Source organism: Methylobacterium sp. 142-1Y (assembly GCF_057747795.1).
In genome coordinates this window covers 4187407-4202066 of record NZ_CM173224.1, presented here as the reverse complement: position 1 = coordinate 4202066, position 14660 = coordinate 4187407, and the positions used below count along the sequence as shown (strand labels likewise).

Below are 14660 nucleotides of genomic sequence, written 5' to 3'. Positions count from 1 at the left end.
CGGAACAAATCTTATCCGAAAGAGATTGTCGATGCGTGTGATCAAGCTCGCCGCCGTGGCCGTCCTGCTGGCCACCCCCGCCCTCGCCCAGGTGACCCAGGCCCCGCTGGCGCCGAACCCGGCCGCCCCGGTGGTCGGCCCCCTCACCACCGGCAGCGTGGTGAACCCTGAGCGCCCGGCCCCCGTCGGCGGCGTCGGCCGCAATACCGTCGAGACCGTGGTCGACTCGGCCAAGGGTGGCAATGCCGCGATGCCGAGCCGCATGAACCCGAACCTCGGCAACACGGCGGGCGGCCCGTCGAACTGAGCCAGACCGTCACGGTCGGGGACGGCCCGTGGCCCAGAGCCGCGGGCCGCGCCTCGTCGCGTGAGGCCCGATGCCCTATCTTTGCCGGAGCCTGAACCGGGTGGAGAGTGGCCGCCCGTCCGCGCCCGGAACCCTCGTCGATGCACGGCAGCCTGAACGTCGAGATCACCGCCGAGATCCTGCTCAAGGCCTATGCGGCCGGCATCTTCCCGATGGCGGAGGATGCGGACGATCCGACCCTGTACTGGGTCGAGCCGAAGGAGCGGGGCATCCTGCCCCTCGACCGCTTCCATCTCGGCAGCCGCCTCGCCCGCACGGTGCGCAACGGCGGCTTCGAAGTGGTGACCGACCACGACTTCGACGCGGTGATCGAGGGCTGCGCCGCGCCGCGCCGCGACAGCGACCGCACCTGGATCAACGCCCGCATCCGCGCCCTCTACGGCGAGCTGTTCGATCTCGGCCATTGCCACACCGTCGAGGTCTATGCCGGCGAGCCCCGGACCCTGGTCGGCGGGCTCTACGGCGTCTCCCTCGGCGCGGCCTTCTTCGGCGAGAGCATGTTCCACACCGCCCGGGACGCCTCGAAGGTGGCGCTCGTCCACCTCGCCGCCCGGCTGAAGCGCGGCGGCTATACCCTGCTCGACGCCCAGTTCGTCACCAGCCATCTCGCCCAGTTCGGTGCCGAGGAGGTGCCGCGCCACGTCTACAAGGCGATGCTGCGTGCGGCGATCGACCGGCCGGCGCAGTGGGACAGCGCCGCCCTCACCGGGGCCGAGGCGGTGGCGACGCTCATCCAGCCCTGACACGGGGGGGCCATACGGGTAAGTCGATCACCCGGGAATATCCAGCAGATTCGATTGCCGAATCTTCCCGAACAAAGTCTTATCGCATTCTCAGATTGTTGCCGTCAGGTCACGGCAAGCCACGGACAGGCGGCAACTCTGCCTCGGAACCACTGGAATGTGCAATGCCCCCACCGGCGGGATTGCGGCAGAATGGTGAAGCTCGCTATCTCTCCTACCCAAGCGAGGCGCCGTGCGGCGCCGCACAGACGATTCGGGTCGGGGGAGTGTGTCGGACATGGTGGCGTCGCGCTGGGGACTTCTGGTCACGACCGCTCTCGTCTCCGCCGCGCTGGTCGCGCCGGCCGTGGCGCAAGGCACCATCGCCCTCGAGACGATCGACGTCGTGCCGGTGACGCCGGTCGGCGGCGCGGGCGGCACCCGCAGCGCCGGCGAGCGGATCGAGGGCGGCGCCCTGCCGCTCGCCAAGGTGCCCTTCACCGTCGAGACCGTGACGGCCAGGAAGCTCGAGCAGGACCGCGCCACCCTCGACCCGACCTTCACCCTCGCCCGCACGACGCCCGGCGTGAACCTCTCCGACGGCCAGGGCAACAGCTTCCGCCAGACCCTGACCTATCGCGGCTTCGACGCCTCGCCGCTCCAGGGCGCGCCGCAGGGGCTCGCCGTCTACCAGAACGGCACCCGCATCAACGAGGCCTTCGGCGACGTGGTGAACTGGGACCTGATTCCCCAGGTCGCGATCAACCGCATCGACATCGTCACCGGCAACCCGATCTTCGGCCTCAACGCGCTCGGCGGCGCGGTCAACATCGAGATGAAGAACGGCTTCACCTGGCAGGGCAAGGAAGTCTCGGTGATGGGCGGCTCGAACGGCCGCATCCTCGGGACCCTGCAATACGGCGAGGTGATCGGCCCCTGGAGCTTCTACTTCGCCGGCGAGGGCCTGCGCGATGCCGGCTGGCGCTACAAGTCGCCGTCCGAGATCGGTCGCCTCTACGCCGATATCGGCCACCGCAGCCTCGATTCCGAGTTCCACGTCATCGCGTCGGGCGCCCGGACCTTCTTCGGCGCCGCCGCCGCGACCCCGGTCGACTTCACCCATGTCGACCCGCGGGCGATCTTCACCTATCCGCAGACCACCACCACCGAGGTCGGCCAGATCCAGGTCACCGGCAAGGTCAACATCTCGCCGACCTGGGACCTGTCGGGCAACGCCTATGTCCGCCGCTTCAGCCAATCCTACATCGACGGCAACGACGGCAATTTCGAGAATTGCTCGTCGCGCTCGAACTTCCGCGGCTCCTTGTGCTTCGAGGATGACGGCTTCTCGATCGCGCCGGGCCAGACCCGGGCGCAGTTCGCCAACCAGTTCCTGATCCTGGGTCCGCGCAACCAACAGATCCCGTTCCGGGCCGGCGTGCCCTACGGCACGATCGACACCGTCCGGAACGAGGCGACCGGCTATGGCGGCAGCCTGCAGGCGACCAACCGCGACCGCATCCTCGACCACGGCAACACCTTCATCGTCGGCGGCAGCATCGACGTCGCGAACTACACCTTCAAGTCGGCGAGCACGCTCGGGGTGATCAACCCCGACCTGAGCATCACGACGGACCCGAACAACCCGACCTACGGCAATATTCCCGGCCTCGGCATCGGCCCGATCCGCACCGCCGGGGCGCTCGGCATCGCGCCGAGCCAGGTCACCGGCTCGAACCTCTATATGGGCCTTTACGCCCTCGACACGTTCGACGTCACCGACCGGCTCTCGCTCACCGCCGGCGCGCGGCTGAACTTCGCCCGCATCTCGACCCAGGACCAGACCGGCTTCTCGCCCGACGTCACCGGCACACACTACTTCAGCCGGATCAATCCGGTCGCCGGGCTGACCTACCGCTTCTACGACTGGCTGACCCTGTACGGCGGCTATTCCGAGTCGAACCGCGCGCCGACGCCGCTGGAGCTCGCCTGCGCCAACCCGGACCGGCCGTGCCTGCTGCCGAACTCGCTGGTCGCCGACCCGCCGCTCAAGCAGGTCGTGGCGCGCACCTACGAGGTGGGCTTCCGCGGCGCGGTGCCGAACTTCTACGAGGGCGGCCTGCTCAACTACAAGCTCGGCGCCTTCCGCACCGACCTGACCAACGACGTCCTGCAGATCGCCGTGCCGGGCAACGCGGCGCGCGGCTATTACGTCAACGTGCCGGCGACCCAGCGCCAGGGCATCGAGGTCGCGGCCGAGTACGTCACCGAGCGGCTGAGCCTCTATGCCAATTACGCGCTGATCGACGCCACCTTCCAGTTCCGCGGCGACCTGTCCTCGCCCAACAACCCGCTCGCCGATGACGGGCTCATCACCGTGCGCCCGGGCAACAAGCTGCCGCTGGTGCCCGAGCACCAGTTCAAGGCCGGTTTCGACTACGCGATCACGCCGCAATGGCGCTTCGGCATGAACATGCAGGCGTTCTCGTCGTCCTATTTCCGCGGCGACGAGTCGAACCTCAACCGCAAGCTGCCGGCCTATTTCACCGCCAACCTCAACACCAGCTTCCAGCTGACGCCGACCGTCCAGATCTTCGGCCTGGTGACCAACCTGTTCAACAACCGCTACGCCAATTTCGGCACCTTCCTGGAGCGCAGCGACGACTTCGCCGGCCGCTACGTGCTGAACGATCCCCGCACCACCACCCTGGTGCAGCCGCTGTCGGTCTATGGCGGCGTGCGAATGACCTGGTAGGCCAGCCGATCAGATTGACAGCGGGCCCGCCGGCGGGCTCGTGTCATGCCGGGCCGGTCCGGAAACATTCAGGGACCGGAATGGCGCGGGACCCCCTCTCCCGTGTGGGAGAGGGGGTCCCGCGCTTTTCCAGTCTCCCGCGGCCTGCCGTATCGCGGCTTTCCCTCGCTCCCCCGAGAGCCCGTTGCGCCCGACCCCGCTCCCCACCACCGAGCCCGACGCCGCCCCCCGCCGGCGCCTGCCCGCCCTCTGGTCCGGCCGCCCGATGCGGGCGCGGCTGATGGTGGTCGTCGTCCTCATCAACCTGGTGGCGGCGGCGATCTCGGGCGCGGTCATCATCCACAAGGCCCGAACCGCCACCGAGGTCGAGACCGCGGCCTCGCTGGCGGTGGTCGAGCCGCTGGTGGCCGAGACCCTTCAGGCCGACACCCTGCAGACCTGGCAGGATGCGCCGCTGCCCGGCCTGTTCCGGACCCTGTCCTACCGCTTCCAGGGCCTGCGCCACGTCCGGGTGACCCTGCTCGACGCCGCCAACCATCCGGTGGCCGCCAGCCCGCGGCGGGAGGGCACGCGGCGCGCGCCCCGCTGGTTCGCCGCCCTGATCGCCCCGCCGGCGCAACGTCACGAGGTGCCGCTGGTGCTCCGCGGTGCCCGCATCGGCACCGCGCTCGTCACCGCCGAGCCCTCGGACGAGATCGACGAGGTCTGGGGCTACGCCCTGGCGCTCGGCCTCACCGGCCTCTCCTTGAGCCTCGCCATGCTGGTGATTCTCCATGTCGCCTTCGGGCGGATCCTGAGCCCGCTGGCCCAGCTCGCCGCCGGGCTGACGCGGCTCGAGCAGCAGGATTACGACGCCCGGGTCGGCCGGCCCGACACCCGCGAGCTCGCCGTGATCGCGACCCGGTTCAACCGCCTCGCCGAGGCGCTCGGCGCGGCGCGGGCGGCCAACCTCCGGCTCCATCGCCGCGTCATGACCGCCGAGGAGGACGAGCGGCGGCGCACGGCGCTCGAACTCCACGACGAGTTCGGCCCCTGCCTGTTCGCGATGGAGGCCAATTCCTCCTCGATCGCCCGCATCGCCGGAACCCTCGACGAGCCGGCCCGCAGCCGCCTGATCCAGCGCACCGACGACATCGCGGCGATCGTCACGCGGGTGCAGACCATCAACCGGGCGCTGCTCAACCGCCTGCGCCCGGCCGGCCTCGGTCAGGTGCCGCTCGCCCGTTGCCTCGAACTCCTGGTGCGCGAGGCGGCCCGGCACCATCCCGAGATCGCGGTCGAGGGCCGCTTCGCCGGGCTGAAGGCCGGCTACGGCGACCTCGTCGACCTGACGATCTATCGCTGCGTGCAGGAGGGGCTGACCAACGCGCTCCGCCATGCCGGGGCGTCGCGGGTGACGGTGGCGGTCGCCGACGAGGCGGACAGCCTGCGCCTCAGCGTCGACGACGACGGGAGCGGCCTGGCCGACGATCCCGGCGTTGCAGGGGGCGTGGGACGCGAAGGACGGGGACTCGCCGGGATGCGCGAGCGGGTCGAGGCCCTGGGCGGCCGGCTCGCGCTGGAGCCGCGCGCGCCGGGCACCTCCCTGCGGATCGTGCTCCCGGCCGGCACGCCCGAGGAGGAGGCTCCGTGACCCGCACCGTCGTCATCGTCGACGATCACCCGATCGTGCTCCAGGGCGCCCGGCGCCTGTTCGAGGATGCGGGCGCCGAGGTGCGGGGCGCGGCCTGCCTCGCGCAGGGCTACCGCGCGATCCTGCGCCGCCGGCCCGAGGTGGCGGTGATCGACCTCGCCTTCCCGGGCCGGGATCTGGCCGGCCTCGCCCTGATCGGCCGGGTGCGCAAGCGGGTGCCGGCCACCCGGGTGCTGGTGTTCAGCATGCATGCCGACCCGGCGATCGTCGCCCGGGCCCTCGCCGCCGGCGCTATCGGCTACGTGCTCAAGGACGCGCCCGCCGGTGACCTGGTGCGGGCCTACGAGCAGGTCCGGACCGGGCGGCCCTATCTCGACGGGCGGCTCGCCACCGAGGTCGCCCTGCTCCAGGCCGATCCGCGCCGCTCCCTGCTGGGTGCGCTCAGCGCCCGCGAGCGCCGCATCCTGGCGCTGCTGGCGGAGGGACGGGGCTACGCGGCGATCGCCGAGGATCTGTCGGTCAGCTACAAGACGGTGACCAATTCCTGTGCAGCGCTCCGCCAGCGCCTCGGGGTGGCGACGCTGACCGAGCTGACGCATTTTGCGGTGCGGCACGTGGCGGATTTGCGGTGAGTCTCAGCTTCAGCGCAGCCGTGAGGTGATCACCAAATCACGGTAAAGGCTGGCCATATCGAGTCCTGAAATATCCGAGACTTCGCTCGAGAGACGGCCTTGCACGCACCTGCGCGTTCGCTTTTATCAACAGCGAGGAAACCCTGTGGATCAGCCGTCAGGTCAAATCTTCGGCCCGGTAGTGATACGGGGCAATCATTGCTAGGCACGACCATTAATGCTTTTTTGAATAAGCTTTGTTATCGATGTCGAACGAGTGCCTTGCCGAAGGCCAAAGCGCCATCATGGAAACAGAAAATATCGAACTGCAAGTTGCAAAACTTGCTATGAGCAAAACGCTCTATGCCATAAAGGCTTGCAGAAGTCCGCTCTTCTTGGCTCTAGTCAAGGACATAGATACAGGTAATTTCTATCACTTGGATGGGACCCTCGAAGGGATATTTAGGACGCTCCGGAGATATGAGGAAAATCAAAAAATAGACAATAAGGAATATCTTAGATTAAATACAAATATCATCAAAAGCTGGTCCGATAGAGCAAAAGCGCGGAGTCGCGATGATTTCACATTGCTACTGGAGGAATTGATTTATATTCTGCTTTCCATCTCAGAAATAGAGCCTGACCACAATGCATTATTAGGAATATATGAATTTTATCTGGGCAACAATGATCTACCTAAAAGTATAAATCTTGGAAAAAATCCAGCGAAAATCAAGCTAGATAAAGATCTGCGCAATGCAATCCACAACGAGAGACTGAAGCTCGGCTGCAATCTCCTTAACACGATATCCGCTGGAGTCATCATGGGAGGCTCCTTGCTACCGATCGTCGCACTTAGCTTCCCCCTTGCCAGCTCACCGCCAAGCGGCCAAGTCACACTCATCACCGCAGGGGTTTGGGCTTTCGTTGCGACGGGCATACATTGGACTGCGCGAACGCTGCTCGGGAGCATGCAGCAATGAGGATGGTGGACCTATATCTCCTGCTGCCGCCGCTCGCAGGCATTGTTGCCGCGGTGCTGATGGTTATTGCCACTCGCCGAAGCGTAGCGCGACTCAGGCGCGCTGCGGCCGAAGATGCCAGATCCATCGATACGGAGGGACCAACAAACGGCGCCCCTTACGATCCCGCAGACATCGCTAGACCTCGCCCTCTTGCCGAAAGTGCAAGCGGAACAAACCGTAGACTAGCCGGCTAGGGATGCGGATTCACGATCGACTAGCAAGTAGTCTCCAAGCTCGCTCGATACAAACAGCATTCTCTCCTTACAACGCCTCCCCCCGCATCAACCGCGGCTGCCGCCCCCGCAACCCCGCCGCCTCGCGGATGAACAGCCGCTTCAAGCCCGGAAGCCGATCGACCAGGCCGAGGCCGAGGTCGCGGGCGAGGCGGACGGGCAGGGCATCGTTGGAAAACAGGCGGTTGAGGCCGTCGGTGGCCGCGCCCATCGCCAGCGTGTCGAAGCGCCGGCTGCGCTCGTAGGTCTCCAGAGCCTCGGGACCGCCCGGGTCGAGGCCGAGGCGCATCGTGTCGGCCAGCGCCTCCGCCAGGGCGGCGGCGCTGCGCAGGCCCAGATTCAGGCCCTGGCCGGCGATCGGGTGGATGACGTGGGCGGCGTCTCCCAGCAGCAGCAGGCGCCGGGCGCCGAAGCGCCGGGCGATGCCGAAGGAGAGCGGATAGGCCCGGAGCGGCGATTCGAGGGCAAGCCGACCGAGCGCAAGCCCGAAGCGCCGCTCGACCTCCATCAGGGTCTCCTCGGGACCGCCGCCGAGAAGGGCAGGAACCTCGGATTGCCGCTCGGTCCAGACGATCGAGGAGCGGTGGCCGAGCGGCCCGCCAAGAGAGCCATTCTGCGGCAGCGGCAGCACCGCGAACGGGCCGGAGGGCAGGAAATGCTCGATCGCCCGTCCCTCGTGGTCGCGCTCATGCGCCACCGTGGCGACGATGCCCGATTGCGGATAGGACCAGCCGACCCAGCCGATGCCGGCGGCCTCGCGCAGGCGCGATCGGGCGCCGTCCGCCGCCACGACGAGATCGGCCCGGATCGTCCGACCGTCGGGCAGGCGCGCGCCGATTTTGTCGGTCTCCGGCACGGCCGCCGAGACGGGGCTCGCCTCCAGCACCACGCCGGCAGCGGCGGCGGCGTCGCGCAGGGCGCTCAGCAGGCCGCCGCCTTCGATCATGTGGGCGAAGGGCTCGCCCGCGGCGACCTCGCCCTCGAAGGTCAGGAAGGTCGGCCGCACCGGGTCGGCGAGGCGGCTGTCGGTGATGACCATCTCGCGGATCGGCTGGGCACCGGAAGCGACCGTGTCCCATACGCCGAGGCGTTCCAGCATCCGCCGGGCGGCGGCCGCCACCGCGTAGGCGCGCAGGTCCCGCGGGGTGCCCATTCGGCCGAAGGCCGGATCGCAGACCGTGACCCGCACGGCCTCGCCGAGGGCCTGGCGCAGGGCGAGGGCCAGGGCCAGACCCGGCAAGCCTCCGCCCGCGACCACGATCTCCCGCGCCGCTCCCCGCCGCCCGCTCACGCCCACACCCTGCGCCATCTCGCGTTCGCCCGCTGCTCGTCCGGTGGGCCGCCTCATAGCACAAGGCGAGCGCTTGGCGTCGCTTGACGGCGCGCATCGGCCTGCGTCAGCTACGCACCCCTCCACCAGCCCGGATACACGCCCTTGCACGCGGTCGCCGACCTCCTCGACATCCTCGACCTGGAGCCGCTGGAGCAGAACCTCTTCCGGGGCCGCTCGCCGAAGGATCGCTGGCAGCGGGTCTATGGCGGCCAGGTGATCGGCCAGGCCCTCGTCGCCGCGACCCGGACGGTGCCGCCCGAGCGCCGGCCGCACTCGCTGCATGCCTATTTCCTGCTCGGCGGCGATCCGAAGGTGCCGATCGTCTACGAGGTCGACCGCATCCGCGACGGCCGCAGCTTCACCACCCGCCGGGTGGTGGCGATCCAGCACGGACGGCCAATCTTCTCGATGTCGGCCTCCTACCACGTCGAGGAACCGGGCTTCGACCACCAGGCCGAGATGCCGGCGGTGCCGATGCCGGAGGATCTGCCGGGCGAAGGCGCGCTCAAGGCCTCGATGCTGCCGCGGATGCCCGAGCCGGTCCGGGCCTATTTCGAGCGCGAGCGGCCGATCGAACTGCGCCCGGTCGAGCTCGCCCGCTACGGCTCGCGCGAGCCGGGCCCGGCGCGGTTCCACGTCTGGATCCGCGCCACCTCGCCCCTGCCGGACGATCCGGCGATCCACCAGGCGGTGCTCGCCTACGCCTCGGACATGACGCTGCTCGACACCTCGCTGGCGCCCCACGGCCGCACGGTGTTCGAGAGCGAGATCCAGCCGGCGAGCCTCGACCACGCCCTGTGGTTCCACCGGCCGTTCCGGGCCGACGAGTGGCTGCTCTACGCCCAGGACAGCCCGAGTGCGTCGGGCGGCTGCGGCTTCTCCCGCGGGCTGATCTTCACCCGCGACGGTACCCTCGTGGCCTCGGTCGCGCAGGAGGGCATGATCCGCGAGAAGCGTGTGCTCCCCGAGCCGGAAGCCTGATCCGCTACGCCCACGATTTGGGCAATTGCCGCTTCTTTCACCGGCATTGCCATCCGGAGCGGCTTCATTATCCGCAATCGGCCCAGGAACCGGGCAGCTTGTCCGTAGGTCCGTCGCCCGATCGTGGCACGTTCCTTGATTGATGCCTTTCGAGACCGGCGCCTGGGGGCCAACGGGTTCGCCTCGAACGCCGGTTCACACGTCGCCCCGGTCCGCCCGGGCGTCAGACGCCAAATCGAAAGGGGGCTCGTCCCATGAAGATCGTCATGGCCATCATCAAGCCGTTCAAGCTGGAAGAGGTCCGCGACGCCCTCACCAGCATCGGCGTGCACGGCCTGACCGTGACCGAAGTGAAGGGCTACGGCCGGCAGAAGGGACATACCGAGATCTATCGCGGGGCCGAGTACGCCGTCAGCTTCCTGCCCAAGCTCAAGATCGAGGTGGCGGTCGCCGTCGACCTGGTCTCGAACGTCGTCGACACCATCGCGGCGGCCGCCCGCACCGGCCAGATCGGCGACGGCAAGATCTTCGTGATGCCGCTCGAGAAGGCCGTGCGCATCCGCACCGGCGAGACCGACGTCGACGCCCTCTAAGTCGCAATTGCCGAGGCGCCCACCGGTTCGGCGATGAACATGATGCGGAAACAATAAGACAATAGGCAGAGTTGCGAACCGCAAATCTGCCGAGATCGCCTTCCACGCGGGGCCGTTACGGTGTCCCGCGACTCCTTACACGCCATTGCCTTCGATTCCATCGGGAGTTCCTCTTCCATGAAGCTTCGCAACGTCCTGGCTCTGGGCCTGGGAGGCGCCGCGCTGGCGCTCCTCCTGGTGGAGCCGTCCCTGGCGCAGACGCCGACCGTCGAGGCGGCGACGGCAGCGCCGGCCGCCGCGGCCGCGGCGCCGTTGCCCAACAAGGGCGACACCGCCTGGATGCTGATCTCGTCCGCGCTGGTGCTGATGATGTCGGTGCCGGGCCTGGCGCTGTTCTACGGCGGCCTGGTGCGCACCAAGAACATGCTGTCGCTGCTGACCCAGGTCTTCGCCATCGTCTGCGTCGCCTGCATCGTCTGGGTGTTCTTCGGCTACAGCCTCGCCTTCACCAATGGCGGCGGCCTCAACGACTTCGTCGGCGGCTTCTCGAAGGCGTTCCTGCGCGGCGTCGACGCCAACTCGGTCGCAGCGACCTTCTCGAACGGCGTCGTCATCCCCGAATACGTCTATATCTGCTTCCAGATGACGTTCGCGATGATCACCCCGGCGCTGATCGTCGGCGCCTTCGCGGAGCGCATGAAGTTCTCGGCCCTGCTGCTGTTCAGCACGCTGTGGCTGATCTTCATCTACTTCCCGATGGCCCACATGGTCTGGTACTGGGGCGGCCCGGATGCGGTCGGCAACGCCGCCAAGGCGCTGGCGGCGGCCACCGACGAGGCCTCCAAGAAGGCGGCCCAGGACGCCCTCGACGCCGTCAACGCCGATGCCGGCCTGCTGTTCAAGTGGGGCGCCCTCGACTTCGCCGGCGGCACCGTGGTGCACATCAACGCGGGCATCGCCGGCATCGTCGGCTGCCTGATGCTCGGCAAGCGCATCGGCTACGGCCGCGACCTGCTCGCCCCGCACTCGCTCACCATGACGATGATCGGCGCCTCGCTGCTGTGGGTCGGCTGGTTCGGCTTCAACGCCGGCTCCAACCTGGAGGCCAACGGCTCGGCGGCGCTTGCCATGATCAACACCTTCGTGGCCACCGCCGCGGCCGGCCTGTCCTGGCTCCTCGTCGAGTGGGCCGCCAAGGGCAAGCCGTCGCTGCTGGGCATGCTGTCGGGCGCGGTCGCCGGCCTCGTCGCCGTCACCCCGGCCTGCGGCTTCGCCGGCCCGATGGGCTCGATCGTGCTGGGCCTCGTCGCCGGCGCCGTCTGCTTCGTGATGTGCTCGACCGTCAAGAACGCGCTCGGCTACGACGACTCCCTCGACGTCTTCGGCGTGCACTGCGTCGGCGGCATCCTGGGCGCGCTCGCCACCGGCATCCTGGTCAACCCGGCGCTCGGCGGCGTCGGCGCCCCCGACTACGCGACGAAGCCCGGCGAGCTGGTGGCCGCGGCCTACGAGTTCGGCCCGGCCTTCCTGTCCCAGGCCAAGGCGGTCGGCTTCACCATCCTGTGGTCGGGCATCGGCTCGGCGATCCTCTACAAGATCGTCGACGTGGTGGTCGGCCTGCGGGTGACCCAGGACGAGGAGCGCGAAGGCCTCGACCTCGCCGATCACGGCGAGCGGGCCTACAACTACTGAGGATCGGGCGGGCCGGGGCGGCGATCGCCCCGGCTCGCCTCGACGACGAAAGGAGCCCCGGTGCGGTCGCGCCGGGGCTTTTTTCATGGAGGCGCAGGCCCATCGCCGGCGCCCGACAGGATTGCACCCGGGCGGGCGCGCTGCCACAAGCCCCGATTCAGTGACGCCCCAACGACCACTGAAGGCCACCATGACCCCCGACGACGTCCTCGCCGAATTCCGCTCCGCCGGTGCCCTGCTGGAGGGGCATTTCGTGCTCTCCTCCGGGCTGCACAGCGCGGTGTTCCTGCAGAAGATGGCGATCTTCACCGATCCGGTGCGCACGGCGCGGGTCTGCAGCGCGCTGGCCGAGCGGATCGAGGAGCGCTACGGCCGGGTCGATTACGTCGTCTCGCCGGCGATCGGCGGCATCGTGCCGGGCTACGAGACCGCCCGGGCGCTCGGCGCCAAGGCGATCTTCGTCGAGCGCGATCCCGGCAAGCCGTTCGCCCTGCGCCGCGGCTTCCAGATCCCGAAGGGCGCCCGCGCGGTGATGGTCGAGGACATCGTCACCACCGGCCTGTCGTCGCGCGAATGCCTGTCGGCCCTGACCTCCGAGCCCGGCGAGGTGGTGGGCGCCGCCTGCCTGATCGACCGCTCGGGCGGCAAGGCCGATCTCGGCCTGCCGCTGGTCGCCCTCGTCACCCTCGACATCCCGAACTACCCGGCCGACCAGCTGCCGCCGGAGCTCGCCGCGATCCCGGCGGTCAAGCCCGGCAGCCGCGCCCTGCCGGGCGCCTGACACACTCCTCTCACGCCCGCGGCGGGAGCGTCGGATAGGCCCGGCGCACCGCCCGGGCGATCGACACAACGAGGACCACCTTCACGGCGTCGCCCGGCAGGAACCAGGCCGAGCCGATCGCCGCCTTGGCGAGATCGACCCGGGCGACCGCGGCGATCCACGGGATGCCGACCGCGTAGGTGAGGACGATTCCGCCGAGGACGAGGATCAGCGCCTCCTTCCACACCGTGAGGCTGCGCAGGGACCGCTCGTACAGGAACCCGATCACGAACGCGGCGACCGGCCACATCAGCACGAAGCCGCCGCCGGGGCCCATGACGATGCCGAGCCCGCCCCGCCCACCGGCCATCAGCGGCAGCCCGGCGCAGACCAGGACGACGAACAGGGCGAGCGCCGCCCCGCCCCGGGTCGCCCCCGCGATCGCGCCGGCCAGCATCACGCCCATCGATTGCGCGGTGATCGGCACGCCGACGACCGGCAGGACGACGGGCGGAAACAGTCCGAGCGCCGCCGTGAGGGCAGCAAAGAGCGCGACGAAGACGATGTCCCGGGTCGACATGGGAGTCCTTGGTGGGAGGGAGGGGTGTTCAGCGGCCGGCCCCGTCCGGGTCGTAGGAGCGCGCATCGATCGCCGCCGCGATGTCGTCGCTCATCTTGAGCATCCGCACGACGACCGGGACGGTGAGCGCCACGAGGCTGCGCTCCAGGCCGCGCGCCCGCTGCGCCTCGCGCACCTCGGCGGTGACGGTGGCCAGCACCGGGATGAAGCGCAAGGTGAGCGCGATGGCGAGCCCCACCTTGGCGGGATCGACGCCCAGGGGCCCGAGCCAGGACAGGCCGCGTTGCAGCGCCTCGATCAGGTCGGCGGTGCGCGTCGTGAGCGTCACGAGGCCGGCGAGCAGGACCAGGGCGGCGAGGCGGGCGGCCACCAGCAGGCCGGCGAGCCAGCCGTCGAGGGCGAGCTGGACCAGGATCAGCACGGCCAGCATCCAGGCCAACGGCCGCAGCTGCGCCAGAACGAGGCGGGCCGGGATGCCGGCGAGCCGGTAGAGCAGCCCGGTGACGACGAGCGCCGCGATGGCGAGATCGACCCGCGGGAGGGCGAACAGACAAGTGCCGGCGACGATCAGCGCGAGGATCTTCGCCCCCGACGGGACGCGATGGACAGGGCCCTCCCCCGGAACATAGGGAGTCACGACATCCTCGCGACATAGGCCGGGAGCGCCACCGCGGGGCGGTCGTCGACCACGACGCGGCCGTCCTCGAACACCAGCACCCGGTCGAAATGCTCAAGGAAGGCGAGATCGTGCGAGACCACGATCGCCCGCTGGGCGAGCCCGTCGATGGCCTGCGCGATCCGGCGCTTGTTGCGCAGATCCAGCAGCGTCGTCGGCTCGTCGAACACGATCACGTCGGGCGCCATCGCCAGCACGCCGGCGAGCGCCAGGAGCTGCTTCTGGCCGCCGCTGAGCAGGTGGGCCGGGTGGTCGCGCAAGGCGAACAGGTCGTAGCGGCGCAGGGCCTCCTCGGTCCGCCGGGCGATCTCGTCCTTGGGCAGCCCGAGATTCTTCAGCCCGAAGGCGAGATCCTCCGCCACCACCGGCAGCACGATCTGGTTGTCGGGGTTCTGGAACACGAAGCCGACCTTGCGGCGCACCGCCCTGCCGTCGCGGCGCGTGTCGAGCCCGTCGACCCGCACGATCCCCTGCGAGGGCAGGAGCAGGCCGTTGAGCAGGCGCGCGAAGGTGCTCTTGCCGCTGCCGTTGCCGCCCACTACCGCGATGCGCCGTTCCGTCAGGTCGAGGGTGAGGTCGCGGAGCACCACGCGCTCGCCGAAAGCGTGGGTGACCTGCCGGATCTCGATCATGGCGACCTCTCGGTCATGGCGATCTTTCGGTCATGGCGATCTTTCGGTCATGGACGACGCTGCCCCC

The 14660-nt window shown here is 69.0% G+C and carries 14 protein-coding genes; 10 read left to right on the top strand and 4 right to left on the bottom strand.

The window, feature by feature from the left end; all coding sequences use genetic code 11:
* Nucleotides 1–31: 31 nt before the first annotated feature.
* The 6 genes from AC3AOF_RS19195 to AC3AOF_RS19170 all read left to right on the top strand — a co-directional run bounded on the left by AC3AOF_RS19195 (nucleotide 32) and on the right by AC3AOF_RS19170 (nucleotide 7071).
* Entirely contained in the window at nucleotides 32–307 is a 276-nt protein-coding gene (locus AC3AOF_RS19195; protein ID WP_236989366.1) for a hypothetical protein, read from the top strand.
* A 140-nt stretch (nucleotides 308–447) separates the two neighbouring features.
* Complete coding sequence (gene aat, locus AC3AOF_RS19190; RefSeq protein WP_488346197.1) at nucleotides 448–1110, top strand: leucyl/phenylalanyl-tRNA--protein transferase; 663 nt, start codon at nucleotides 448–450, stop codon at nucleotides 1108–1110.
* A 277-nt stretch (nucleotides 1111–1387) separates the two neighbouring features.
* A complete protein-coding gene (locus AC3AOF_RS19185; protein ID WP_488346196.1) occupies nucleotides 1388–3844 on the top strand; it encodes a TonB-dependent receptor in 2457 nt (818 codons plus the stop codon).
* A gap of 184 nt (nucleotides 3845–4028) precedes the next feature.
* Complete coding sequence (locus tag AC3AOF_RS19180) at nucleotides 4029–5477, top strand: ATP-binding protein (RefSeq protein ID WP_488346195.1); 1449 nt, start codon at nucleotides 4029–4031, stop codon at nucleotides 5475–5477.
* On the top strand, nucleotides 5474–6109 hold the full coding sequence (locus AC3AOF_RS19175; RefSeq protein WP_236989370.1) for a response regulator: 636 nt from the start codon (nucleotides 5474–5476) through the stop codon (nucleotides 6107–6109). The genes AC3AOF_RS19180 and AC3AOF_RS19175 overlap by 4 nt, the downstream gene beginning before the upstream one ends.
* A 245-nt stretch (nucleotides 6110–6354) precedes the next feature.
* Nucleotides 6355–7071, top strand: a complete 717-nt coding sequence (locus AC3AOF_RS19170) for a hypothetical protein (protein ID WP_488346194.1) — start codon at nucleotides 6355–6357, stop codon at nucleotides 7069–7071.
* 303 nt (nucleotides 7072–7374) lie between these two features.
* Here the strand turns inward: AC3AOF_RS19170 and AC3AOF_RS19165 are convergent, their stop codons facing one another.
* On the bottom strand, nucleotides 7375–8655 hold the full coding sequence (locus tag AC3AOF_RS19165) for an FAD-dependent monooxygenase (RefSeq protein ID WP_236989371.1): 1281 nt from the start codon (nucleotides 8653–8655) through the stop codon (nucleotides 7375–7377).
* Between the two features lie 126 nt (nucleotides 8656–8781).
* On the opposite strand from AC3AOF_RS19165, the gene tesB reads away from it, so the two are divergent.
* The 4 genes from tesB (at nucleotide 8782) to pyrE (ending at nucleotide 12726) form a co-directional block, all read left to right on the top strand.
* Complete coding sequence (gene tesB / locus AC3AOF_RS19160) at nucleotides 8782–9660, top strand: acyl-CoA thioesterase II (protein ID WP_488346193.1); 879 nt, start codon at nucleotides 8782–8784, stop codon at nucleotides 9658–9660.
* A gap of 254 nt (nucleotides 9661–9914) precedes the next feature.
* A complete protein-coding gene (locus AC3AOF_RS19155) occupies nucleotides 9915–10253 on the top strand; it encodes a P-II family nitrogen regulator (protein ID WP_048450383.1) in 339 nt (112 codons plus the stop codon).
* 177 nt (nucleotides 10254–10430) lie between these two features.
* Complete coding sequence (locus AC3AOF_RS19150; protein WP_236989373.1) at nucleotides 10431–11945, top strand: ammonium transporter; 1515 nt, start codon at nucleotides 10431–10433, stop codon at nucleotides 11943–11945.
* Between the two features lie 190 nt (nucleotides 11946–12135).
* Nucleotides 12136–12726, top strand: coding sequence for an orotate phosphoribosyltransferase (pyrE, locus tag AC3AOF_RS19145; protein WP_488346192.1), 591 nt, complete (start codon nucleotides 12136–12138; stop codon nucleotides 12724–12726).
* A 10-nt stretch (nucleotides 12727–12736) separates the two neighbouring features.
* On the opposite strand, the gene AC3AOF_RS19140 is transcribed toward pyrE, so the two are convergent.
* Genes AC3AOF_RS19140 through AC3AOF_RS19130 form a run of 3 tightly spaced genes read right to left on the bottom strand, consistent with a single transcriptional unit; the run spans nucleotide 12737 to nucleotide 14593 of the window.
* Complete coding sequence (locus AC3AOF_RS19140; RefSeq protein ID WP_488346191.1) at nucleotides 12737–13285, bottom strand: biotin transporter BioY; 549 nt, start codon at nucleotides 13283–13285, stop codon at nucleotides 12737–12739.
* A 28-nt stretch (nucleotides 13286–13313) separates the two neighbouring features.
* Nucleotides 13314–13922: an energy-coupling factor transporter transmembrane component T family protein gene (locus tag AC3AOF_RS19135; protein ID WP_488346190.1), complete on the bottom strand. Its 609-nt coding sequence runs from the start codon at nucleotides 13920–13922 to the stop codon at nucleotides 13314–13316.
* Nucleotides 13919–14593: an energy-coupling factor ABC transporter ATP-binding protein gene (locus tag AC3AOF_RS19130; RefSeq protein ID WP_488346189.1), complete on the bottom strand. Its 675-nt coding sequence runs from the start codon at nucleotides 14591–14593 to the stop codon at nucleotides 13919–13921. The genes AC3AOF_RS19135 and AC3AOF_RS19130 overlap by 4 nt, the downstream gene beginning before the upstream one ends.
* Between the last annotated feature and the right edge of the window lie 67 nt (nucleotides 14594–14660).